This window comes from Paracoccus seriniphilus (genome assembly GCF_028553745.1).
Classification (GTDB): Bacteria; Pseudomonadota; Alphaproteobacteria; order Rhodobacterales; family Rhodobacteraceae; genus Paracoccus; species Paracoccus seriniphilus.
Map to the genome: position 1 here is coordinate 2,103,247 of NZ_CP067129.1, position 22,273 is coordinate 2,125,519.

Below are 22,273 nucleotides of genomic sequence, written 5' to 3' on the forward strand. Positions count from 1 at the left end.
CCCTTCGTTGGGGCGGCGCGGCTGCCCCCGGACCCGGGCCGGCAAAGCGCGCAAACCCTGCCTTCGCCCCCTTCTAGCCGGGCCGGGCCATGCCGGACGCCGATTCGCTTGCGCCGGTCTGGCGCAACCGGGTTTCGCGCCACATGGCATAGCCACCGGCGACAGCGATGATCGCGGCTCCGGTCAAGGTCAGCGCATCCGGGCGTTCGCGAAAGACGATCATCGCCAAGGCTATCGCGAAAACCAGCCGTGAATAGCGAAACGGAGCAATCGCACCGATCTCCCCCACCCGGATCGCGATGACCATGGTGACATAGCCCCCCAAGCCGAACGCCAGCGAGGCCGTCATGGTCGCAATCTCGCCTCCCGAAGGCATGACCGGCCTCTGTTGCGCAACCAGCATCAGAAACAGACCGGCCACCGCCATCGACCCGAATGCCGAGGCTGTCAGAAAGCCCGAACCGATATTTGCCGGCAGCTGGCGCGTCAGCAGATCGCGCGCGGCCAGCGCAATGACCGCAATCACCGCCAGGATCGAGGCCGGCTGAAAGGCATCCGAGCCCGGCCTGACGATCAGCAGCACCCCGACAAAGCCGATAATGATCGAGGACCAGCGCCGCCAGCCCACCGGTTCTTTCAGGAACAGCGCCGCCCCCAGGGTCATCAGCAGTGGCGATGCCTGAAGAATCGCCGAGGCAATGCTGAGATCGCCGATCGACAGCGCGGTCAGAAATGCGATCCCGGCCACCGCCTCGGCCAGATTGCGCAACAGGACCTTGGGCACATAGAGAAAACGCCATTCCAGCCCTTCGGGACTGAAGGCCAGCCACAGGCCAAACAGCAACATGCCCGCCAGGCCGACCAGCAGCAGCAGTTGCCCGGTCGGAATGTCGCGTGACAGCAATTTCAACAGGGTATCTTCGCAAGAGAAGCTGGCCATGCTCAATGTCATCAGCAGGGCAGCCCGCGCATTGGGGGTCATGTCCTGCACTCCAGCATCTCGATCAGCCCCGGAAGCTCCGTGATCCTTGCCAACTCGTGCAGGCGGGGATGCCTTTCGGGCTCGGCATGTTCCACTGACCAGGTCATGTCATGGGGAATGAACACCCCGATTCCGCCAAGCTCGACCGGCGGAAGCACATCGCTTTTCATCGAGTTTCCCGCCATCAGGAAACGTTCGGGCGCAACGCCGTGCCGTTTCAGAACCCGCGCATATTGGCCCGGCGTCTTGTCGGCCAGAATCTCTATCGCGGCGAATCGTTCCGCCAGACCCGAGGCTGCGATCTTGCGCTCCTGATCCATCAGGTCGCCCTTGGTGATCAGGAACAGACGGCGATTCTCCAATGCGGCCAGGGCATCCTCGACCCCCTCCAGCAGATGCACGGGATGGGCCAGCATATCCCGCCCCATCTCCAGGATTCTGCCGATGGTATGGCCATCCACGCGCCCCTCGGTCAGTTCGACCGCCGTCTGGACCATCGACAACATGAAGCCCTTGATGCCGAAACCATAGCGCGACAGGTTGCGCTTTTCGGTCTCGACCAGCCGTTCGGTCACCGCATCACGTTCCGCATGGTCCGCCAGCATATCCGCGAAAGCCGCTTCCGTGCTGCGGAAGAAGGTCTCGTTTTCCCAAAGGGTATCATCTGCATCCAGACCTATGGCGTCGAACATCATGACCTCTCGCGGCGCGTTGTCGCAGTCAGGCAGCGAAATCACGGCTCTGCCGCTTTGTCAAACCCGGTGCTCGACCGCGCCGGAGAGGCCTGCCCGGCCCCTGAAATGGCACGTTTTTCCGCGCCACGCGCCATCTGCCAGCGGTGAAATGCCCTTTGCACGCATCGCCGGGCCGCCTCTCTCTTGCCGCTTCCACGCCGCGCGACCGCCACAGTCCGGACCGGGAAATCATCTGGAAGATTGAGCGGCATCGCCGATTTTGCTACCTTTGCCTCCTAAGAAGGGAATCCAGACCGGGTCAACCGGCGCACCCTCACCTGAGGACAAGACCAGGAAACCGAGGAGACAGCCCCATGCTGAACCGTATCGTGATTGCGGCGGCCGCCATCGTTCTGACGGCACCGCTGGCCATGGCCGGCCCCATCGACAGCGCCTGCGTGCGTTCCGACCGCGCACAAGGAAACAGACATCTGTGCAGTTGCATTCAGCGTGTCGCGAACAAGACCCTGTCGCGCTCGGATCAGCGCCGCGCCGCGGCCTTCTTCAGGGACCCCCATCAGGCGCAGGTCGTGCGCATGTCGAAATCGAACGCGGACAATGCCTTCTGGGCGCGCTACAAGCGCTTTGCCTCGTCGGCCGAAGCCTATTGCCGTTGATCCCTTGCGCATTACCGTTCTGACAGGTGCCGGCATATCAGCCGAAAGCGGATTGGCGACATTTCGCGCCAGCGACGGGCTGTGGGAAGAGCATCGCATCGAGGATGTGGCCAGCCCCGAAGGCTTTGTCCGCGACCCCGATCTGGTTCACCGGTTCTATAACGACCGCCGCAAGGGCGCGGCAGCGGCACAGCCCAACGCGGCCCATCGCGCGCTGGCGGAACTGGCAGGACGACATGATCTGACGCTGATCACCCAGAATGTCGATGACCTGCATGAACGCGCGGGAAGCCCGGATGTCATCCATATGCATGGTTCCCTGAGCACCGCGCTTTGCGCCAGTTGCGGGCATCGCTGGCCTGCCCCGGCGGAAATGTCCCCGCAAACGCCATGCCCGTCCTGCGCGGCGCTTGCGGCACGGCCGGATATCGTCTGGTTCGGAGAAATGCCCTATCATATGGAGCGGATCTGGGCGGCGCTGGAGGATTGCGATCTTTTCGCCGCCATCGGCACCTCTGGCAATGTCTATCCTGCGGCCGGATTTGCCCAGCATGCCGGGCGCATGGGGGCCAATTGCATCGAGCTGAACCTGCAGAACAGTGCCACCTCGCGCGATTTCGACCACCATATCCGCGGCCCGGCCTCGGAGACGGTGCCCGGCTGGGTGGCGTCGCTTTCATGACACAGATGCCCTGCCCTTCTTCTGGCGGTGGGGCAATTGTCCTTGCGCGAATCCGGACGCTGGTCTAGCTCCGCCCTGCCTCGGTTCCGGGATTTCCCGGTGAAAAGGGAATGCGGTGAAATTCCGCGACTGCCCCCGCAACTGTCAGCGGTGAGCGAGGCCGGAACATGCCACTGTCCGCCAGATACGGATGGGAAGGCCCGGCCGACCAGTGACCCGTGAAGTCAGGAGACCTGCCGAAGCCCTATCACCCTGAGTGCATGCGTGGGGCATGCACGAAACGGATGTTCCGATGTGGTGGTAACCGCCGTCCGGCACCGCCGCCGGACAGACCGCAGACCGCCCGCTTTGGGCGCCTGAAAGGGACCACGACGTGAAACGCCTTTCCATTCTCGCGACTTCGGTCGCAGCATTTGCCTCTCCCGCACTGGCGCAGGACAACACGGTCCTGCCGACCATCACTCTGACCGCCAACCGCGAAGCGACCGAACTTTCGCATTCGGGCAGTTCGGTTTCGATCCTTCAACGTGAGGACCTGCAGGATCAGGTCGGGCAGCCGATCGCAGAGACATTGTCGCGCCTGCCCGGGGTCAACTGGCGTCAATCCGGCCCCCTGGGCACCACGGGTTCGATCCAGTTGCGCGGTGCGCCCAGCCAGTATCTGCCCGTGCTGATCGATGGCATCGACGTTTCCGACGCCGCTGCCGGGCAGCCCTATTTCGACATTGGCGGCCTGACCGGCAGCAGCATAGACCGGGCGGAATTGCTGCGCGGCGCGCAATCCGCGCTCTATGGGTCGCGGGCCATGGCCGGAGTGCTCAGCCTGCAATCCCTGCGTCCCACCCAGGATGGGCTGCATCAGGAATTCGCCATCGAGGCCGGCAGCTATCGCAGCCTGCAGGCCAGCTATGGCGTGACCCTGCGCCGCGACGACACCGATCTGGCATTCCAGGCCAGCCGGATCATTACCGACGGCTACTCCGCCAGCGATGAGAACGACGGCAATACCGAAAATGACGGCTATGAAGCCACGCGGTTGACATTCTACGCCGCACATCACCTGCAGTCAGGCGTGACCATCGGCGTGAACGGTTTCTGGGAAGAGAGCCGTGCCGATTTCGATGATGGCTTTTACGATTTCGCCACCGGAAACTATTATTTCGGAGACACCTATGGCACGCCGGGGGACGACTATACCGACAAGGAATCCTATGGCCTGCGCGCCTTCGCCGAGTTCTCGACCGGATCGATCGATCACGAAATCGCCCTGACGCGCTATCAACTGGACCGCAGCAGCTGGACGAACGGCTATGAATCTCCCTTCAAGGGCACGCGCACCAAACTGTCCTGGCATGGGGCGACCGATCTGGGCAGCAATGGCACGCGGGTGATCTTTGGTGCCGACACGGAAAAGGAAAAGGCCGAGGGCAATGGCGACGCTCGGCTATCAGGTGTCTTTGGCGAAATCGCCATGCCCGTGGGTGACAGCATCGATCTCAACGCATCGCTGCGCCGCGATGAGCATGCCCAGTTCGGCGGTTTCACTTCGGGGCGGGTGGCAGCCGTCTATCGTGCCAGCGACGACCTGCTGTTCCGCGCGGCCTTTGGCAACGGGTTCCGCGCACCGTCGCTCTATGAACTCTACAGTGCCTATGGAGACGACGACCTCCAGCGCGAGGAAAGCCGCACGGCGGAAATCGGGGTCGAAAAGCTTTGGGGCAACGACAGCCATCTGCGCGCCACCGCCTTCTGGATGGAAGCGGATGACCTGATCGGCTGGGATCCCGACAGCATCTCCTGCGCTGCCGCATCCGGTCCCTATGCCATGCCGGGCTGCTATGCCCAGGTCGATGGCAAGGCGCGGCGTTCGGGGCTGGAGCTTGATGCGCGTCACAGCTTTGGCAACCACAGGCTGACGGCAGCCTATACCTATACCGACAGCGGCCCGACTTCGGAATGGGCCAAGGTTCCCCGGCATGTCCTGAATCTGGGTTTCGAGACCACATTCTCGACCGACACGACGGCAGGGATCCAGCTGCAGCATGTCGCGGACCGTCCCGATGACCTGGATGACTTCACGACCGTGGACCTGATCCTGCGCCAATCCCTGCCCCGCGATGTCGAGGCCTATCTGCGGCTCGAGAATATCTTTGACGAGCAATACCAGTTGAATGATGGCTATGGCACCTCGGATCGAGCGGCCTATGTGGGCATCCGTGCGTCTTTCTAGAACCCTTGTCGCGCTGGTGTCAGCCTGGCTGATGGCGGCAGCGCTGCCGGGCCATGCTGCCCCGCGGCGTGTGGTGTCGATGAACCTGTGCACGGATCAGATCGCCATGATGTTGGCGGCGCCGGGGCAACTGATCTCGGTCAGTGATCTGGCGCAGGATCCGCGCATGTCGCCCATGGCGGCCCAAGCTGCTGCCTATCCGATCAATTATGGCCGCGCCGAGGAAATCTATCTGATGCGCCCCGATCTGGTGCTGGCGGGTCAGTTTGCCTCGGGGCCGACGGTCGCAATGCTGCGCCGGCTTGGCCTGCAGGTCGAGGTTCTGCCCCCTGCCGAAAGCATCGCCGCGATTCGCAACGAGATCACCCATGTCGGTGCATTGTTGGGACAGGATGCGCAGGCACGTGATCTGCTGGCGCAATTCGATCAGGGGCTGGCGCGGCTGGCATCCGGCAGGGATCGGGGCCGGGCGGCGCTCTATTATGCCAATGGCGTGACCTCGGGGCCGGATACGCTGGCCGGCACCATTCTGGCACAGGCCGGCTTTCGCAATATCGCCGCGGAAATGGGGATCCGCCATACCGGCAGCCTGCCGATGGAGATGCTGGTCATGTCGCGGCCCGACCGGCTGATCACCGGAGCGAAATGGCCCGGACAATCGCGCAGCGAAGCCATTCTGGACCACCCGGCGCTGGCCCGCATTGCCCCCGCGGCACAAAAGGTCACCGATCAGGACTGGATCTGCGGCACGCCCTTTATCCTGCGCGCCATCGAGAGTCTTGAATGAAAGCGCTGGTTCTGTCCCTGACCGCGATTGCCGCACTTCTTTTTGCGCTGTCGCTGCTGACCGGCCCGGCAGGCATCGGTGCCTGGCAGGGATTGGCCGCGCTGTTCAACGGCGGTGACGGTCCGGTTCCGATAGTCATGCGTGAGATCCGCCTGCCGCGCGCGGTTCTGGGCTGCGCCATTGGCGCGGGTCTTGGTCTGACCGGTGCTGCAATGCAGGGCTATCTGCGCAACCCGTTGGCCGAGCCGGGGCTGATCGGCGTTTCCGGCATGGCAGCGCTGGGGGCCGTTCTGGCGATTCAATCCGGGCTTTCTCTGGCCTCGCCCCTTGCCCTGCCTGTATCCGCGCTGATCGGCGCGGCCATCGGCATCGCGCTGCTGTTCATGCTGGCAGGTCCGCAGGGCGGCTCGGTAACGCTGATCCTGGCCGGGGTGGCGATTTCCGCGCTGGCAGGTTCTGGCACGGCATTGGTGCTGAACCTTTCCCCCAATCCCTATGCCGCCAATGAAATCGTGTTCTGGCTGATGGGATCGCTTGCCGATCGCTCGATGGTTCATGTCTGGCTTGCGCTGCCGCCAATGATGCTGGGCGCTGTGCTGATCTGGACGACCCGGCGCGCGCTGGACGCGCTGACACTGGGGGAATCTGCGGCGGCGGCGATGGGAGTCTCACCCGCCGCGCTGCGCCTGCGGCTGGTCATCGGGGTCGCGCTGATCGTCGGCCCCGCCACCGCCGTTGCGGGAGCCATCGGATTCGTCGGTCTGGTCGTGCCACATATCCTGCGTCCCTGGGTGGGTGCCCGGCCCTCGGCACTGTTGCTGACATCGGCTTTGGGCGGAGCGGTTCTGCTGTTGTCGGCCGATATTGCCGTGCGCCTGATCCTGCCCGAACGCGATCTGAAGCTGGGGGTCATCACCGCATTGGTGGGGGCGCCACTGTTCCTGCATCTGATCTGGAAAACGCGCAGCGGAGGGCGGATGTGATGCTGCTGGAACTTCAGGGCCTTTCGGTCACCCGCCGCAACAGACCGGTGCTGAGCGATATCAATCTGACGCTGGACCGACATGAGTTGGTCGGCCTGATCGGCGCGAATGGCGCGGGAAAGTCCACTCTGATGGAAACCGCGCTGGGGCTGCTGCCGGTGACCGCGGGTCACAGCAATCTGGCCGGGATGAGCGCGGCGGATCGTGCTCGCAAAGCCGCCTATCTGCCCCAGTCACGCGAAATCGCATGGCCGGTCAGCGTCGAGGACTTGATCGCACTTGGCCGTATTCCCTGGCCCGGTAGCGGGCGTGCCGCCGTGGACCGGGCGGCCATAGACGCCGCCATCGCCCGCATGCATCTGGAGCCCTTTCGCAAGCGCACCGCCATGCGCCTGTCTGGTGGCGAACAAAGCCGGGTTCTGATCGCCCGCGCGCTGGCGCAGGAAACGCCCCTGATGCTGGCCGATGAACCTATCGCCGGGCTGGACCCCGCCCAGCAACTGGCCTGCATGCGGCTGTTTCGCGAATTGGCCTGCGAGGGACATGGACTGCTGGTCTCGATCCACGACCTGGGCCTGGCCGCGCGGTTTTGCACCCGCCTCGTCCTGCTGGCCGAAGGACGCATCATCGCCGATGGCGCACCACAGGATGTTCTGGGCGACGAACTGATGCAACGTGCCTTCCAGATTCGCACCCAGCGGATCGAAACCGAGCACGGGCCATTGATTCTGCCGCTGTGATCGCCGCGAGCCGGTTTCAGCCCATGCTGCCCAGAATGTCTTCGGTGATTGCGGCGACTTCCTCGCGCGCCACCGCATTGCGGGACTGTTCGACTACGCCCAGCCCCAGACCCAGGGTCTCGGCATAGGCGACACGGTTGGCGATTTGTGTCGGCGCCACGATTGCGCCCAGTTCCACCGCCTTTTCGCTGACATCCAGCGACAACCGGGTATTGGGCCGCACCCGGTTCAGCACGACCAGCACCGGCGCCTTTTCCCGCCGTGCCAGATCCAGCACACCTTCGGTCGCCCACAGATCGACATGGCTGGCCGAGACCGGCACCAGCACCAGATCCGCAACCCGCAGCGAGGGTCGCAGATCGCTGTCGATCTTGGGCGGCGTGTCGATGATCACATAGTCAAAGCGCCTTTTCAGCTTTTCGGATTCATAGCTGGCCCCCCAGGCGGACGAAGTCGAAAAATCAAGTGCCTCATCCTCGCCATAGCTTTCGATCCGCTCCAGAAACCATCGGCCCAGGCTGCCCTGCGGGTCGGTATCGACCAGCGCAACGCTATGCCCCCGCTGCCACAGGGACACGGCCAGATTGACGGCCAATGTCGTCTTGCCCGATCCGCCCTTTTGCTGGGCCACAGTGATGATCTTGCCTGCCATCCCGATCCCTCTGTTCTTCTTGTTTTCGTCAGCAGACTAGCGGCCGGCATTTGTCTTTGCACGGGATTTCTGGTGCAGCCGCAACCTAGTCGAAAACCGACTGCACTTCATACATGACCGGCTCAAAACTTTTGCACATGGCATGAATCTCGCGGTTGCGCCTGCGCATCTCATCGCTGCGCAGCATGGCCTGGTAATCCTTGCGGTCGCGCCATTGCGAATAGGTCGCGATGCGCGTCTGCGCATCGTTCAGATGGATCGCCCCCGCAATGAAGCCGCTTTGCTTGCGAATGACCTGATCCCAGGCCTCGTTCAGCATATCAAGCACATCATGGGCGGTTCCGGGGCTGACCTCGAAGGTGCAGATGACGGTCTGACCGTCGAAATCCGGGGTGATATCGGGCATGGCTGGCCTCCTCACTGGCGATGCGTCGTGATCAGCCTAGGCGGGAATCGCCGCGCAGCAAAGCGTGAAGCTGACAAGGATTGCCCGCGGGCATGCAACTGTGCATGGTCGCAACGAACTCAGGAAGGAGACCGCGATGATCCCGGTATTCGATGGCCATAATGATTTTATCCAGCGTGTCGTGTCCGCAGGCAACAAGGGCACCGAGGTCTGGCTGAAGGGTGATGGAACCGGGCATATGGATCTGCCCCGTGTGCGCGAAGGTGGCATGATCGGCGGATTTTTCGCGATCTGGGTTCCCTCGCCCGCCGGTCCAAATGACGATGTGGCCGTGGCGATCATGCAGAACCCTCCCTTTGCGCTGCCGCTGCCCGAAGAAATCCCCCATGACAGCGCCCTGCCCCTGGCATTCCGCCAGGCCGCCGCGCTGCGTGCGCTGGAGCGGACCGGCACATTGGAGGTCGTGACCAGTGCCGCGCAGATCGACTCCGCCGCGCAACAGGGCCGCATCGCCGCCGTCATGCATATGGAGGGCGCCGAGGCGATCCGCGACATGGATGCGCTGCACCTGTGGCACAGCGCCGGGTTGCGGTCTCTGGGGCCGGTGTGGTCGCGCCCGACGGCCTATGGCAATGGTGTTCCCTTCGCGTTTCCATCCTCGCCCGATACCGGAGAGGGGCTGACCGCTGCGGGCCGCGATCTGGTGCGCGAATGCAATGAACTGCGAATCATGCTGGATCTGTCGCATCTGAACGAGGCCGGTTTCAACGACATCGCATCACTGTCCGACGCCCCGCTGGTCGCCAGCCACAGTTGCGCCCATGCCATCTGCCCCAGCGCGCGCAATCTGACCGACCGCCAGCTGGACCAGATCGCCGAAAGCAAGGGGCTGGTCGGATTGAACTATGCCTCCAGCTTTCTGCGTCCCGACGGCAAGCGGCTGCCGCTGGAGGGATTTGACGTCATGCTGCGCCATCTGGACCACCTGCTCGAGCATCTGGGCGAGGATGGCGTTGCGCTGGGTTCGGACTTCGACGGGGCGTTGATGCCCGCCGATCTGAGTGACGCTGCGGCACTGCCGAACCTGATCCGGGCGATGCAGGACCACGGCTATGGAAAGGACCTTGTCTCGAAGATCACCAGCCGCAACTGGATCGAGCTTCTGCGCCGGACCTGGGGCGCCTGACCTGCCGTTGCGGGGCAAGGGACAACCTTGCCCCGTCACATATCGATCAGTCGGTCAGTCGGTCAGTTTGCCGGTCGCACCCGTATCCGCCTGCGCCACCGCCATCATCTGCGCCAGCTCGGGATCTGCATTCAGATCCGCCAAAGCATAGTTTGCCGTCAGGCTGTCGGGTGACAATTCGACGTTCTTGACCACCTGCGGACCCGGTGCCGCCGGGCCATAGGTTTGCCCCGCCACCGCGAAATAGACCGCACCGGAATTGCCCGTGCGCAGCAGGGGCGGCTGTTCCAGCTTGGGCAGGGTGAAACGTTCCCCCGCATCCATGATTTTTTCCAGCAGCACGGTCCCATCAGCGGTCGTCACGCGAACCCATGCAGGCCGAACGGCCAGAAGTTCAAGCTCGGGCGCATCGGCGGCAACAGTACGTACGACGGCCGGTGCTTCTGTCGCGGTTGCCGCGGATCCTGCCTGCGCAACATCGGCCGCGGACGCTTGATCCGCCCCCGATATGGCATCCGGCGTCATGGCGGCATCGGCAATGTCGAACTCGGAGAAATAACCCAGACCGGGATCGATCGCCGCAATCGGGCCATCACGGGCCGTCAGGACCGGCGCTTCCAGGATCTGGGGCCGATAGAGCCGGTCCAGCGCCTCGGGCTGAGGCAGATTGCGCACGATGTCACCGGTATCCGCCAGTTCCAGCGCAGGTTCGCTCATGCCGACCCCTTGAGCGGGATCAAGCGCGGTCACGACACCCGGCGTATCTTCCCCTGGCGTCAGGGTGACGCGCTGAACCTCTTGCAGGACAGTCCAGCCACCATACCCAAGACCGAAGACCACCAAGGCCAGCACAAGCACGGAGCCGATGGCACGCGGTTCTACGCTGGACCAGAAACTTTCCTGCTGGGGAATGAACAAGGCGCGCGGATTGGCCAGCGCCTCGGCGGGGTCCGAAGGTCTCCGCGCCGGCTTGGGCCCCGAGGCCGAAGGGGCCATGCCATGTGTGGGTTGAAATCCGGATTCGGCACAGAACCTGCGGAAGGTCCAGTCCGAGTCCATGTTCAGGTAGCGTGCGTAGGAACGCACATATCCTGCAATGAAACTGGGGGTATCGAATGCAGTGATGTCGCAATTTTCAATGGCTGCGACATAAGAGGCCCGGATGCGCAATTCACGCTGAACATCCAGTAGCGATTTTCCCAAAGTCGCACGTTCGCCTCGCATAATATCGCCAAGACGCGTGTCATCTTCGAGGAAATCGCACTCTTCCTCCACCTGCACATACTCCCCTGCCGGGTGCTCAGCCCGCAGTTTGCCCATGTTTATTTGCCCTGCCCGCCTGACAGATCGCCCGAATCGGACGATACTTTAAAATTATTAACTAAATACTATCACGCGACTGCGAGCAGTTCACCAGTGGAATTGCGTCACGCGCTCATTTCAGCGCGATTCAGCGCGCACTGCGACCAGAGCGAATCCATCGCGCGCACGACGCGGTCGATCTCCTTGGGATCATGGACAGGAGAGGGTGTGAAGCGCAGCCGTTCGGTGCCACGCGGCACGGTCGGGAAGTTGATCGGCTGCACGTAGACGCCATGATCGCGCAAAAGCATGTCGGAAAGCGACTTGCAATGCACCGGATGTCCCACATGCACGGGCACGATATGGCTGCCGTGATCAATGATCGGCATCCCCAGCGATTTCAGCCGCATCTTCAGAATGCGCGCATGCAGTTGCTGGGCATCGCGCAATTCCTGTCCGCCAGCCCCTTTCAGGAAGCGGATCGAGGCGACTGCGCCGGCAGCCACCGCAGGCGGCAGCGACGTGGTAAAGATGAAGCCCGGCGCATAAGAGCGGATCGCGTCACACATCTTGGCCGTGGCGGCAATATAGCCACCAAACACGCCAAACGCCTTGCCGAGCGTGCCGTTGAAAATATCGATACGATCCACCAGACCGTCGCGCTCGGCCACACCGCCACCGCGGGGACCATAGAGGCCGACGGCGTGAACTTCGTCCAGATAGGTCAGCGCGCCGAATTCATCTGCCAGATCGCAGATTTCCTCGATTACGCCAAAATCACCATCCATCGAATAGATCGATTCGAAGGCGATCAGTTTCGGCGCCGCGGGATCATCGGCCTCAAGCAATTCGCGCAGATGTGCGACATCATTGTGCCGGAAAATGCGCTTTGCCCCGCCATTGCGCTTGATCCCTTCGATCATCGAAGCATGGTTGAGCGCATCCGAATAGATGATCAGCCCCGGGAACAGCTTGGGCAGCGTCGAAAGCGTCGCGTCATTGGCGATATAGGCACTGGAGAAGACCAGAGCGGCTTCCTGCCCATGCAGATCGGCCAGTTCGGCTTCAAGCTGCTTGTGATAGATCGTCGTGCCCGAGATATTGCGCGTGCCGCCCGAGCCTGCGCCTACCGCATCCAGAGCTTCATGCATTGCGGCCAGCACGACCGGATGTTGCCCCATGCCCAGATAGTCATTGCCGCACCAGACGGTGATATCCTGCTTTTCGCCGTCAGGACGGGTCCAGACGGCCTTGGGAAACTGGCCCTTGGCGCGTTCAATGTCGATGAAGGTCCGATAGCGACCTTCTTCATGCAATCGTCCAATGGCCTGGTCCAAAGCGGCATCATAGTTCATCGCGGGCTTTCCCTTGCAAGGCTGGCTAGGTGCGATCATTGTCCGATCACGCGAGGCCCGTCGTTGATACATATCAATTTTCAAAAAAGACAGGACCAAATTGTCGCAACCGGACCAAAGTCGTTACATCGCAATATCAAGGTCAATACAAGATGAAGGCTGACATGCAGGAACCCGCACAACTGGACGATATCCTGGCGACACTGGATGCAGATCGCGATGGCGCCATCGCGCGCCTGCTGGACTTTCTGCGCATTCCGTCGATCTCGACGGATCCCGCCCATGGCGAAGATGTCCGCCGCGCGGCCCGGTGGCTGCGCGATGAGCTGGCCGAACTGGGATTTGATGCAAAGATCCACGACACGACCGGACACCCCATGGTGGTGGCGCGCTCGCAGCCCGGATCTGGCCGGTCAGTGCTGTTCTATGGCCATTACGATGTCCAGCCTGTCGATCCACTGGAACTGTGGAACCGCCCGCCCTTTGAACCCGCCATCGAAGATACCGAAGACGGGCCCGTCATTCGCGGACGTGGTGCCTCGGACGACAAGGGGCAATTGATGACCTTTCTCGAGGCCTGCCGGGCATGGAAGGCCGTTCATGGTGCCCTGCCCTCGGACCTGATCCTGCTGTTCGAAGGCGAAGAGGAATCGGGCTCGCCCTCGCTGCGACCATTTCTGGAATCCCATGCCGACGACTTGCGCGCCTCGATCGCCCTGATCTGCGACACCGCGCTCTATGCCGATGGCCGACCCGCCATCACGACGCAGCTGCGCGGTTTGGTGGGCGAAGAGGTCATCGTGACCGGCGCGGATCGCGACCTGCATTCGGGCAGTTTCGGTGGCCTGGCGGCCAATCCGGTCATGGTTCTGGCGCAGGCCCTGGGATCGCTGAAGGATGAAACCGGGCGGGTCACCCTGCCGGGCTTTTATGACGGCGTCGAGGAACCTGATGAGGCGCTGCGGCGCGACTGGGAAGCGCTTGGCTTTGACGCAGGTGAATTCCTTGGCCGCGTCGGCCTGTCGAAACCGATCGGGGAACAGGGACGAACCCCGCTGGAAATGCTGTGGAACCGCCCCACGGCGGAAATCAACGGCATCGAGGGCGGCTACACCGGCGATGGCTTCAAGACCGTCCTGCCAGCAACCGCACACGCCAAGGTCAGCTTTCGCCTGACCGGCAAGCAGGACCCGATCAAGATCCGCGAGGCATTCCGGGCCCATATCCGCAGCCACCTTCCCAAGGACTGCAAGGTCGAATTCCATGATCACGGCGCCAGCCCCGCCAGCGTCATGGATACATCCGATCCCGCCTTTTCGGCTGCAAGACAGGCACTTGGCGATGAATGGGCGCGCGACGCCGCCTTTATCGGCGCGGGCGGCTCGATTCCCATTGCCGGAGATTTCAAACAGATCCTGGGCATGGATTCGATGCTGATCGGTTTCGGGCGCGATGACGATCGTATCCATTCTCCGAATGAGAAATACAATCTGGAGAGCTTTACCAAGGGCGCGCGGTCATGGGCGCGCATTCTTGCTGCCCTGCGCTGATTCCACCGCGCAAGGCCATTCAAGAAACGGACAGGGCGAGTTTTCGCCCTATCCTTCCTGCGAACAATACCTGCGCGAGCTTGTCCACGAGGCAATATCCGCGCGTTTCCTGGGGTTGCGCATCGGCGCCCAGTCGCGCGCCACGCCACGCCAGCCGCCCGTTTCATCGCGCACCACGGCATTGTCGCGCGCGACCTGACGCGACATGATCCTGACCGCACAGCTCATGTTGTCGGCACCATTGGTGATATTGCCCGTGCAGCCATAGCTGCGCCAGGTCGCAGGCGCGATCTGCATCAGGCCCAGCCATTTCCCGCCACCGCCACTGGCCTTGGGGTTATAGGTGCTTTCATGTTTGGCCAGCGCCGACAGCAGCCCCGCCCAGAATGCCTTGCGCCCGGTCTTTGTCAGTTCGGCATAATTGGGGCAGAAGTCATCAATGTCATCGGGAACCCTGGACAGGATTGCCACCCCTTCGCGGTCCAGCGCCGCCAGCGTGGCCTTGGTCCAGGCATCAGAGCCCTTGCGGTCCTGCCAGCGCATCGGTGGATTGGTGGCCAAGGACATCCGCCTGGCCTCGGCCTGCGCCGCCTCATTCTCGGCCTGCTGATCGGTGGCGGGCTGGCATGCTGCCAGAAAGGCCAGAAAGGCGAATGGAAGCAAAGCGGCGCGCATGAATATCTCGGCTTCTCCAGTTTCTCTGCCATCAGCGATGCGCCGCAAGTCCCTGTCGCGCAAGCCGGGGTGAAGGTGATCGGCAGGATCACGCCAGCGCCCCCGAGACCAGGCGACGGTTTTCCGCCGAAAATCGGCTTGCATGGAGTCTTGCCGCGCCGGTTCACGAAGTCTTAACCAGTTCCGCCCTCGGTCGCCGGCATCTTCGACGAATGAAATTCTCCGCTTTCCCCTTTCGGATCGCCCGCAAGGCCGTGACAACCCGCGCGCTCTGACCTAAAACACCCGCCAGAACGCCAACCCGCATGCGAGGCCCGCTGATGCTTGATCATCTTTCATTCACTGAACCCCAACCAAAGGTGATTGCCGGGGCCAAAGGCGACTGGGAACTGGTGATCGGGCTGGAGGTTCACGCCCAGGTGTCCTCGAACGCAAAGCTGTTCTCGGGTGCCTCGACGGCCTTTGGGTCCGAACCCAACAGCAATGTGGCCTTCGTCGATGCGGCCATGCCGGGGATGCTGCCGGTCATCAACGAATATTGCGTGGAACAGGCCGTGCGCACCGGACTGGGCCTGAAAGCCGCCATCAACCTGGTCAGTGCCTTTGACCGCAAGAACTATTTCTATCCCGACCTGCCTCAGGGCTATCAGATCAGCCAGCTCTATCACCCGATCGTCGGTGAGGGCGAGGTGATCGTCGACATGGGACCGGGCGTCGCGCGCCGTGTCCGGATCGAGCGGATCCATATCGAACAGGATGCCGGGAAATCCATTCACGACATGGACCCCAACATGTCCTTCGTGGACCTGAACCGCACCGGCGTCGCGCTGATGGAAATCGTCAGCCGTCCCGACATCCGCGGCCCCGAAGAGGCCGCCGCCTATGTCGTCAAGCTGCGCCAGATCATGCGCTATCTGGGGACCTGCGACGGCAACATGCAGAACGGCAATCTGCGCGCCGACGTCAATGTCAGCGTCTGCCCTCCCGGTGCCTATGAGAAATACCAGGAAACGCAGGATTTCAGCCATCTTGGCACGCGGTGCGAGATCAAGAACATGAACTCGATGCGTTTCATCCAGGCGGCAATCGAATATGAGGCCCGCCGCCAGATCGCCATTCTGGAAGATGGCGGAGAGGTGATTCAGGAAACCCGCCTCTATGATGCCGACAAGGGCGAAACCCGGTCGATGCGCTCGAAGGAAGAAGCGCATGACTACCGCTATTTTCCCGATCCCGACCTGCTGCCGCTGGAAATCGAGCAGGAATGGGTCGACGCCATCGCCGCCAGGATGCCTGAACTCCCTGACGAGAAAAAAGCCCGCTTCGTCAAGGACATGGGCCTGTCGGAATATGACGCTGGCGTTCTGACCGCCGATGTCGACAATGCCAATTTCTTCGAAGCCGTGGCGCAGGGGCGCGATGGCAAGATGGCTGCCAATTGGGTCATCAACGAATTGTTTGGCCGTCTCAACAAGGAAGGGCTGACCATTCAGACCTCTCCGATCACGGCTGCTCAGCTGGGCGGCATCGTCGATCTGATCGCCAAGGGTGACATCTCGGGCAAGATCGCCAAGGATCTGTTCGAAATTCTGTGGACCGAAGGCGGCGATCCGGCGAAGATCGTCGAAGAACGCGGCATGAAGCAGGTCACCGATCTGGGCGCCATCGAAAAAGCCGTGGATGAGATCATCGCCGCCAACCCTGCGCAGGTCGAAAAAGCCAAGCAGAACCCGAAACTGGCCGGCTGGTTCGTCGGTCAGGTGCTGAAAGCAACGGGTGGCAAGGCCAATCCGGCAGCGGTGAATGAAATGGTTGCCAAGAAACTGGGCGGTTAACCCGCCCTCTTTTTCCTTGCGCAGATCGGCTGCGCCGAAGCAGGATCAGAATATGGCATTTGAATATACCGTTATTGCCGCGCCGACGCGCGGCGAAAAAGCCAAGGACGCCAAGTCCCCGACCGATCGCTATGCGCTGGCCCTGACCGCCGAACTGAACCGCATGGCAGCGGATGGCTGGGAGTATCTGCGCGCCGATGTTCTTCCCAGTGAAGAGCGCAGCGGACTGACCGGCCGCACGACCGTCTATCACAATGTGCTGGTCTTCCGACGCCCGATCACCACGTCAGGCATGACAGCGGAACTACCGGCCGTCAGCCAGTCAGCGCCCGAACCGGCCGCCCCCCCTTCTGCGAATATTCAGGATCAGCCCGCCGGCACACAAGACAAGGCCGAGTGATCCGACAAGAGATGGCCGCCGCCGCGGTTCCCCGCTGCGACGGCCACATTTCGATCAGATCTTTGCCAGTCGAAACCGCAGCCTATTGCGGGGCGACCGGCGTTTCCTCGACAATCACCAGATCACGTTCGGACGCGCCTTTGGCATGGGCCAGCGCAGCCTGATACTCTGCGCTTTCATAGCAGGCGACTGCCGCCTCGAAGCTGGGGAAGCGGGCCACGACATTGCGAGCCCGGTCATTTCCCTCCATCTGCCGATAGCGACCGCCACGGGCAAGGAATTCACCGCCATGGGCGGCAATCGCCGGACCGGCTGCCTTGGCATAGCGGCCATAGGCGTCGGCATCTGTCACATGGACATGGGCAATCCACAGTGCGCTCATGCTGTTTCTCCGATCAGTTTTTCAACTTCTGCCAGGGCAGCATCGGCCGCATCAAGGCTGGGTGCGCCACCCTGTGCCCGATCAGGCCGGCCACCGCCGCCCTTGCCACCCAAGGCCGCCGTCGCGGTTTGCACCAGCGTCACGGCACTGACACGATCGGTCAGATCAGGCGTCACGCCCGCGGCCACGGTGGCCTTGCCATCGGCCTGCGCCAGAACAAGAATCGCGCCGCTGCCAAGCTGCTGTTTCATCTCATCCACCAGCGGACCAAGTTCCTTGCCCGACACGCCGTCGACAACGCGCCCGATGAACTTGATCCCGCCGATATCCTTGGCTTCCGCAGCACCGCCACCGCCCATGGCAAGCTGCCGCTTGAGCTGTGCGACCTCATTGGCCAAGGCCTTGCGCTCATCTGCCAATGCGCGCACGCGATTGACAACATCGCCGGCCTGCGCCTTGAGGATCGTCGCGATCTCGCCAAGCTGGGTATCGCAGGCGCGCAGGTGATCCAACGCCGCCTGCCCGGTCAACGCCTCGATCCGGCGCACGCCAGCGGCCGAGGCACTGTCGCTCAGCAAGGCAAAGGCACCGATGTCACCGGTGCGTGCGACATGGGTGCCGCCGCAGAGTTCCAGCGAATAGGTCTGCCCATCCGGCCCCTTGCCGGAATTGCCCTGATGGCCCATCGCGACCACGCGAACCTCGTCACCATATTTTTCGCCAAACAGCGCCTGCGCCCCGATGGCACGCGCGTCATCGGGCGTCATGATGCGGGTTTCGACGGGTGTATTCTGGCGGATATACTCGTTGACCTCGGCTTCGATGCGCGACATTTCCTCGGCGGTCATGGCGTGATTATGGCTGAAGTCGAAACGCAGACGCTCGGGCGCATTCAGGCTGCCCCGCTGCGCGACATGTTCGCCCAGGGTCCGGCGCAGCGCTTCATGCAGCAAATGCGTCGCCGAGTGATTGGCACGAATCTGGCTGCGACGGTCATGATCGACCGAGAGCTGGGCTCCTTGTCCGCGCTGGATCGTACCGAGGGTGACCTCGGCCATATGCACAAAGACGCCGGCGACCTTCTTGGTATCGGTGACACGGGCAGCGCCGGTCTCGGTCTTGATCAGGCCGGTATCCCCGACCTGCCCGCCCGATTCGGCATAGAAAGGCGATTGGTTCACCACGATCTGGACCTGCTCACCCAAGGCAGCCTCGGGGCGTTCGGCACCATCGGCCACCAGGGCCAGGATCTGGCCCTCGGCCTCTTCGGTGTCATAGCCCAGGAACTCGGTCACGCCATGCTGTTCGGCAATGTCAAACCAGATCGCGGCATCCTTGGTTTCGCCGCTGCCCGCCCAGGCCGCGCGGGCCTTGGCCTTTTGTTCGGCCATGGCGCTGTCGAAACCTTCGATATCGACGGCACGACCCTTTTCACGCAGGGCATCCTGCGTCAGATCCAGCGGGAAGCCATAGGTATCATACAGCTTGAAAGCCGTTTCACCGGGCAGATTGCCGCCCTCGGGCAGGCGCGACAATTCGTCGTCCAGCAGACGCAATCCGCGATCAAGAGTCTGACGGAATCGGGTTTCCTCGCTGCGCAGGGTCTCTTGAATCAGCGGCTGAGCGCGGCTCAGCTCGGGATAGGCTGCGCCCATCTGACTGACCAGTTCGGGCACCAGTCGGTGCATCATCGGATCCTGCACGCCCAGCATGTGCACGTGGCGCATTGCGCGACGCATGATCCGGCGCAGCACATAGCCGCGACCTTCGTTCGAGGGCATGACGCCATCGGCAATCAGGAAACTGGTCGAGCGCAGATGGTCGGCGATCACCCGGTGATGGACCTTGCCGGGGCCGTCCGGATCATTGCTGGACAGGTTTGCGCTGGCCTCGATCAGATCGCGCATCAGGTCGGTGTCGTAATTGTCATGCTTGCCCTGCAGCAGGGCACCGATGCGCTCCAGCCCCATGCCCGTATCGATGGACTGCATGTCCAGGGCACGCATCGAGCCATCCTCGAACTGCTCGTTCTGCATGAACACGATGTTCCAGATCTCGATAAAGCGGTCGCCATCCTCATCCGCGCTGCCCGGAGGGCCGCCCCAGATGTCTTCGCCATGATCGAAAAAGATCTCGGTGCAGGGACCGCAGGGACCGGTCGGGCCCATCTGCCAGAAATTGTCATTGGTGGCGATGCGGATGATCCGGTCATCGCTGAGCCCCGCGACCTTCTTCCAGGTCTCGGCTGCATCGTCATCGGTATGATAGACCGTGACCAGCAACTTCTCCTTGGGAATGCCGAACTCCTTGGTCAGCAGGTTCCAGGCATAGGGGATCGCCTCGGACTTGAAATAATCGCCGAAGCTGAAATTCCCCAGCATCTCGAAAAAGGTGTGATGGCGTGCGGTATAGCCGACATTGTCCAGATCGTTGTGCTTGCCACCTGCCCGCACACATTTCTGCGCCGTCGTTGCGCGGTTGTAGTCGCGCGTTTCCAGCCCGGTAAAGGCATTCTTGAACTGGACCATCCCCGAATTGGTGAACATCAGGGTGGGATCGTTGCGCGGAACTAGCGGGCTGCTCTCGACGACGCGGTGGCCGTTCTTTTCGAAGAAGCCAAGAAAGGTGGAACGGATCTCGTTCAGACTGGGCATAGGGGGCCTTCATCGCAATGCGGTGGCATCATATTCCGGACAGAGCCGGGCTGGCGTTCGGTCTAGCCCCGGCAAGGCCGGCTGTCCAGCGACCAGCACGGACTCTTTGCGGTTTCCGCCGTGCCAGGCCTACGCATTTGCGGCCTTTTTCTGGTCATCACGTGGAAAACGCGGGAACCGGGTTCCCGCGTCCTCTGCCTGATGATCCGCTCAGACTTCGGTCAGAGCGTCATCATCATCCCCATAGGGCAGGAACTCCAACCCGTGACTGGCCCTGATCTTGTCCTCGATGGCCAGTGCGACATCGGGGCGATCGCGAAGGAATTTCTTGGCGTTTTCCCGACCCTGACCGATCCGTTCATCCCCATAGGAATACCAGGCCCCCGACTTCTCGACGACGCCGGCCTTGACGCCCAGATCGATCAATTCGCCGACCTTGCTGATGCCCTCGCCATACATGATGTCGAATTCGACCTGCCGGAACGGCGGTGCGACCTTGTTCTTGACCACCTTCACCTTGGTCGAATTGCCGATCACCTCGTCGCGGTCCTTGATCGAACCGGTGCGGCGGATGTCCAGCCGGACCGAAGCATAGAATTTCAGCGCGTTGCCCCCCGAAGTCGTTTCCGGACTGCCGAACATGACGCCGATCTTCATGCGGATCTGGTTGATGAAGATGACCATACAGTTCGAGCGCCCGATATTCGCAGTCAGCTTGCGCATCGCCTGGCTCATCAGGCGCGCCTGCGCACCGACCTGATGGTCGCCCATGTCGCCCTCGATCTCGGCCTTGGGTGTCAGGGCGGCGACGGAATCGACGACAACCATGTTGACCGCCCCCGAGCGGACCAGCGTATCGACGATTTCCAGCGCCTGTTCACCCGTATCGGGCTGGGAAATCAGCAGTTCGTCCAGATTGACGCCCAGCTTCTTGGCATATTGCGGGTCCAGCGCATGTTCGGCGTCGACAAAGGCGCATACGCCGCCCTTCTTCTGCTCCTCGGCAACCGCATGCAGCGTCAGCGTGGTCTTGCCCGAGCTTTCCGGGCCATAGATCTCGATGATCCGTCCCTTGGGCAGGCCGCCAATCCCCAGCGCGATGTCCAGCCCCAGCGAACCGGTCGAGGTGGCCTCGATATCGGCAACCGGGCTGTCCTTGCCCAGCTTCATGATCGACCCCTTGCCGAACTGACGTTCGATCTGTGCCAAAGCACTGTCCAGGGCCTTTTGCTTGTCCGCACTGCGTTTGTCGGTCATGTCGAATATGCTCGCCTGTGCCATGTGATTTCCATCCTTATTTCACAGCCCCCGAAGCAGAGCAATCTGCCTGGTCAGCGCTTGATGTTCTACCGTTGTTCTCATCCATGGATGCGCGAAACTGCGGGTCGATGCAAGTTGTTTGTCCCTCACTGCTGCGCGTTCCATGCGATTATCCGTGATGTTCCGTTAACAAAGCGTTTACTTCGCGGGATGCGGCCGATATTCGCCAGCCGATCCATCCTTTGACGTCAGATCACACAGGTCGTCGCAACATGCTGATATTCTGGAAACATCGCCTGGTCTTTCTGGCAACACCCAAAACGGGATCGACAGCAATCGAGGTGGCGCTGGAATCGCTGGCCTCCGGCTCGCTGCAAAGGCCCGCGCCACTGAAACATTCCGACTTTCACGCCTATCATCATTTCATCGGCCCATGGCTGAAACGCCAGTCCGGTGTCGAATTCGATACCGTAGCCTTGATGCGTGAGCCGGTCGAATGGCTGCGCAGCTGGTATCGCTTCAAGCTGCGTGACGATCTTGAAGACCCTCAGGAAGGCATCACCGGCATCAGCTTTGACGATTTCGTCGGCCAATATGTTGCAGGCAGCGGGGCCGCAGCCCGCGGAATCGGATCCCAGTCCGATTTCCTGACCTGCGCCCAAGGTCGGGTCGACCGGATATTCAGATACGAACAGATCGACGATTTCGTCCATTTTCTGGAAGACAGGATGGACTGTCGCATCGAGTTGCCACGCGTCAACGTGCCCCCTGCGGTCGAAACGGATCTGCCGCCATCGCGCGAACAGGAGTTGCGCGCCATGCTCTCAAGGGATTTGACGCTTTACGCCTCGCTCTAGCAAC

General features: G+C 62.0%; 21 protein-coding genes and 1 riboswitch. Of the genes, 11 read left to right on the forward strand and 10 right to left on the reverse strand.

Annotated features, from left to right (window positions below; all coding sequences use genetic code 11):
* Positions 1 to 73 precede the first annotated feature (73 nt).
* Together JHW44_RS10300 and JHW44_RS10305 are read right to left on the reverse strand one after the other, a co-directional pair.
* Positions 74 to 982 carry a DMT family transporter gene (locus JHW44_RS10300; protein ID WP_089344565.1) on the reverse strand — a complete coding sequence of 303 codons (909 nt, stop codon included), beginning with the start codon at positions 980 to 982 and terminating at the stop codon, positions 74 to 76.
* The gene (locus JHW44_RS10305; RefSeq protein ID WP_218822577.1) at positions 979 to 1,677 is read right to left on the reverse strand and encodes an HAD family hydrolase; all 699 of its coding nucleotides are present in this window, start codon (positions 1,675 to 1,677) and stop codon (positions 979 to 981) included. Before JHW44_RS10305 ends, JHW44_RS10300 begins: the two co-directional genes overlap by 4 nt.
* A 353-nt stretch (positions 1,678 to 2,030) precedes the next feature.
* Here JHW44_RS10305 and JHW44_RS10310 point away from each other — a divergent pair, with 353 nt between their 5' ends.
* The 6 genes from JHW44_RS10310 to JHW44_RS10335 all read left to right on the forward strand — a co-directional run bounded on the left by JHW44_RS10310 (position 2,031) and on the right by JHW44_RS10335 (position 7,755).
* Entirely contained in the window at positions 2,031 to 2,333 is a 303-nt protein-coding gene (locus JHW44_RS10310) for a hypothetical protein (RefSeq protein ID WP_089344564.1), read from the forward strand.
* A 4-nt stretch (positions 2,334 to 2,337) separates the two neighbouring features.
* Positions 2,338 to 3,015: an NAD-dependent deacylase gene (locus JHW44_RS10315; RefSeq protein ID WP_245847134.1), complete on the forward strand. Its 678-nt coding sequence runs from the start codon at positions 2,338 to 2,340 to the stop codon at positions 3,013 to 3,015.
* 64 nt (positions 3,016 to 3,079) lie between these two features.
* Positions 3,080 to 3,270, forward strand: a riboswitch (cobalamin riboswitch).
* 118 nt (positions 3,271 to 3,388) lie between these two features.
* Complete coding sequence (locus JHW44_RS10320; protein ID WP_089344562.1) at positions 3,389 to 5,245, forward strand: TonB-dependent receptor plug domain-containing protein; 1,857 nt, start codon at positions 3,389 to 3,391, stop codon at positions 5,243 to 5,245.
* A complete protein-coding gene (locus JHW44_RS10325; protein WP_245847131.1) occupies positions 5,232 to 6,032 on the forward strand; it encodes an ABC transporter substrate-binding protein in 801 nt (266 codons plus the stop codon). The genes JHW44_RS10320 and JHW44_RS10325 overlap by 14 nt, the downstream gene beginning before the upstream one ends.
* Complete coding sequence (locus tag JHW44_RS10330; RefSeq protein ID WP_089344560.1) at positions 6,029 to 7,015, forward strand: FecCD family ABC transporter permease; 987 nt, start codon at positions 6,029 to 6,031, stop codon at positions 7,013 to 7,015. Before JHW44_RS10325 ends, JHW44_RS10330 begins: the two co-directional genes overlap by 4 nt.
* The gene (locus JHW44_RS10335) at positions 7,012 to 7,755 is read left to right on the forward strand and encodes an ABC transporter ATP-binding protein (RefSeq protein WP_419182500.1); all 744 of its coding nucleotides are present in this window, start codon (positions 7,012 to 7,014) and stop codon (positions 7,753 to 7,755) included. Before JHW44_RS10330 ends, JHW44_RS10335 begins: the two co-directional genes overlap by 4 nt.
* Positions 7,756 to 7,771: 16 nt before the next feature.
* Here the strand turns inward: JHW44_RS10335 and parA are convergent, their stop codons facing one another.
* A complete protein-coding gene (parA, locus tag JHW44_RS10340) occupies positions 7,772 to 8,407 on the reverse strand; it encodes a ParA family partition ATPase (RefSeq protein WP_089344558.1) in 636 nt (211 codons plus the stop codon).
* Positions 8,408 to 8,492: 85 nt separating this feature from the next.
* Positions 8,493 to 8,813, reverse strand: a complete 321-nt coding sequence (locus tag JHW44_RS10345; RefSeq protein ID WP_089344557.1) for an antibiotic biosynthesis monooxygenase family protein — start codon at positions 8,811 to 8,813, stop codon at positions 8,493 to 8,495.
* A 136-nt stretch (positions 8,814 to 8,949) separates the two neighbouring features.
* Here JHW44_RS10345 and JHW44_RS10350 point away from each other — a divergent pair, with 136 nt between their 5' ends.
* Positions 8,950 to 9,999, forward strand: coding sequence for a dipeptidase (locus JHW44_RS10350; protein WP_089344556.1), 1,050 nt, complete (start codon positions 8,950 to 8,952; stop codon positions 9,997 to 9,999).
* A 54-nt stretch (positions 10,000 to 10,053) separates the two neighbouring features.
* Here the strand turns inward: JHW44_RS10350 and JHW44_RS10355 are convergent, their stop codons facing one another.
* The gene (locus JHW44_RS10355; protein WP_089344608.1) at positions 10,054 to 11,223 is read right to left on the reverse strand and encodes a helix-turn-helix domain-containing protein; all 1,170 of its coding nucleotides are present in this window, start codon (positions 11,221 to 11,223) and stop codon (positions 10,054 to 10,056) included.
* Positions 11,224 to 11,426: 203 nt separating this feature from the next.
* A complete protein-coding gene (gene hemA / locus JHW44_RS10360; RefSeq protein WP_089344555.1) occupies positions 11,427 to 12,656 on the reverse strand; it encodes a 5-aminolevulinate synthase in 1,230 nt (409 codons plus the stop codon).
* 164 nt (positions 12,657 to 12,820) lie between these two features.
* Between hemA and JHW44_RS10365 the strand changes: the two genes are divergently transcribed.
* Positions 12,821 to 14,206, forward strand: coding sequence for a dipeptidase (locus JHW44_RS10365; protein WP_089344554.1), 1,386 nt, complete (start codon positions 12,821 to 12,823; stop codon positions 14,204 to 14,206).
* Positions 14,207 to 14,254: 48 nt separating this feature from the next.
* On the opposite strand, the gene JHW44_RS10370 is transcribed toward JHW44_RS10365, so the two are convergent.
* Positions 14,255 to 14,881 carry a lytic transglycosylase domain-containing protein gene (locus tag JHW44_RS10370; RefSeq protein ID WP_089344607.1) on the reverse strand — a complete coding sequence of 209 codons (627 nt, stop codon included), beginning with the start codon at positions 14,879 to 14,881 and terminating at the stop codon, positions 14,255 to 14,257.
* Between the two features lie 320 nt (positions 14,882 to 15,201).
* Here JHW44_RS10370 and gatB point away from each other — a divergent pair, with 320 nt between their 5' ends.
* Positions 15,202 to 16,716 carry an Asp-tRNA(Asn)/Glu-tRNA(Gln) amidotransferase subunit GatB gene (gene gatB / locus JHW44_RS10375; protein ID WP_089344606.1) on the forward strand — a complete coding sequence of 505 codons (1,515 nt, stop codon included), beginning with the start codon at positions 15,202 to 15,204 and terminating at the stop codon, positions 16,714 to 16,716.
* Positions 16,717 to 16,768: 52 nt separating this feature from the next.
* Entirely contained in the window at positions 16,769 to 17,116 is a 348-nt protein-coding gene (locus tag JHW44_RS10380) for a DUF4177 domain-containing protein (RefSeq protein ID WP_089344553.1), read from the forward strand.
* A gap of 82 nt (positions 17,117 to 17,198) precedes the next feature.
* On the opposite strand, the gene JHW44_RS10385 is transcribed toward JHW44_RS10380, so the two are convergent.
* The 3 genes from JHW44_RS10385 to recA form a co-directional block, all read right to left on the reverse strand.
* Positions 17,199 to 17,498 carry a DUF1330 domain-containing protein gene (locus JHW44_RS10385; RefSeq protein WP_089344552.1) on the reverse strand — a complete coding sequence of 100 codons (300 nt, stop codon included), beginning with the start codon at positions 17,496 to 17,498 and terminating at the stop codon, positions 17,199 to 17,201.
* Positions 17,495 to 20,152, reverse strand: coding sequence for an alanine--tRNA ligase (gene alaS / locus JHW44_RS10390; protein WP_089344551.1), 2,658 nt, complete (start codon positions 20,150 to 20,152; stop codon positions 17,495 to 17,497). Before alaS ends, JHW44_RS10385 begins: the two co-directional genes overlap by 4 nt.
* Before the next feature lie 210 nt (positions 20,153 to 20,362).
* A complete protein-coding gene (gene recA / locus JHW44_RS10395) occupies positions 20,363 to 21,433 on the reverse strand; it encodes a recombinase RecA (protein WP_089344550.1) in 1,071 nt (356 codons plus the stop codon).
* A gap of 251 nt (positions 21,434 to 21,684) precedes the next feature.
* Here recA and JHW44_RS10400 point away from each other — a divergent pair, with 251 nt between their 5' ends.
* The gene (locus JHW44_RS10400; RefSeq protein ID WP_089344549.1) at positions 21,685 to 22,269 is read left to right on the forward strand and encodes a sulfotransferase family protein; all 585 of its coding nucleotides are present in this window, start codon (positions 21,685 to 21,687) and stop codon (positions 22,267 to 22,269) included.
* Positions 22,270 to 22,273: the final 4 nt, after the last annotated feature.

Coding starts and splice junctions, on each gene's coding strand:
- JHW44_RS10355 (WP_089344608.1), bottom strand. CDS start 11,223: ATGCGAGGCGAACGTGCGACTTTGGGAAAATCGCTACTGGATGTTCAG.
- JHW44_RS10385 (WP_089344552.1), bottom strand. CDS start 17,498: ATGAGCGCACTGTGGATTGCCCATGTCCATGTGACAGATGCCGACGCC.
- parA (WP_089344558.1), bottom strand. CDS start 8,407: ATGGCAGGCAAGATCATCACTGTGGCCCAGCAAAAGGGCGGATCGGGC.
- hemA (WP_089344555.1), bottom strand. CDS start 12,656: ATGAACTATGATGCCGCTTTGGACCAGGCCATTGGACGATTGCATGAA.
- JHW44_RS10345 (WP_089344557.1), bottom strand. CDS start 8,813: ATGCCCGATATCACCCCGGATTTCGACGGTCAGACCGTCATCTGCACC.
- JHW44_RS10300 (WP_089344565.1), bottom strand. CDS start 982: ATGACCCCCAATGCGCGGGCTGCCCTGCTGATGACATTGAGCATGGCC.
- JHW44_RS10400 (WP_089344549.1), top strand. CDS start 21,685: ATGCTGATATTCTGGAAACATCGCCTGGTCTTTCTGGCAACACCCAAA.
- JHW44_RS10310 (WP_089344564.1), top strand. CDS start 2,031: ATGCTGAACCGTATCGTGATTGCGGCGGCCGCCATCGTTCTGACGGCA.
- gatB (WP_089344606.1), top strand. CDS start 15,202: ATGCTTGATCATCTTTCATTCACTGAACCCCAACCAAAGGTGATTGCC.
- JHW44_RS10305 (WP_218822577.1), bottom strand. CDS start 1,677: ATGATGTTCGACGCCATAGGTCTGGATGCAGATGATACCCTTTGGGAA.
- recA (WP_089344550.1), bottom strand. CDS start 21,433: ATGGCACAGGCGAGCATATTCGACATGACCGACAAACGCAGTGCGGAC.
- JHW44_RS10350 (WP_089344556.1), top strand. CDS start 8,950: ATGATCCCGGTATTCGATGGCCATAATGATTTTATCCAGCGTGTCGTG.
- alaS (WP_089344551.1), bottom strand. CDS start 20,152: ATGCCCAGTCTGAACGAGATCCGTTCCACCTTTCTTGGCTTCTTCGAA.
- JHW44_RS10370 (WP_089344607.1), bottom strand. CDS start 14,881: ATGCGCGCCGCTTTGCTTCCATTCGCCTTTCTGGCCTTTCTGGCAGCA.
- JHW44_RS10380 (WP_089344553.1), top strand. CDS start 16,769: ATGGCATTTGAATATACCGTTATTGCCGCGCCGACGCGCGGCGAAAAA.
- JHW44_RS10330 (WP_089344560.1), top strand. CDS start 6,029: ATGAAAGCGCTGGTTCTGTCCCTGACCGCGATTGCCGCACTTCTTTTT.
- JHW44_RS10365 (WP_089344554.1), top strand. CDS start 12,821: ATGCAGGAACCCGCACAACTGGACGATATCCTGGCGACACTGGATGCA.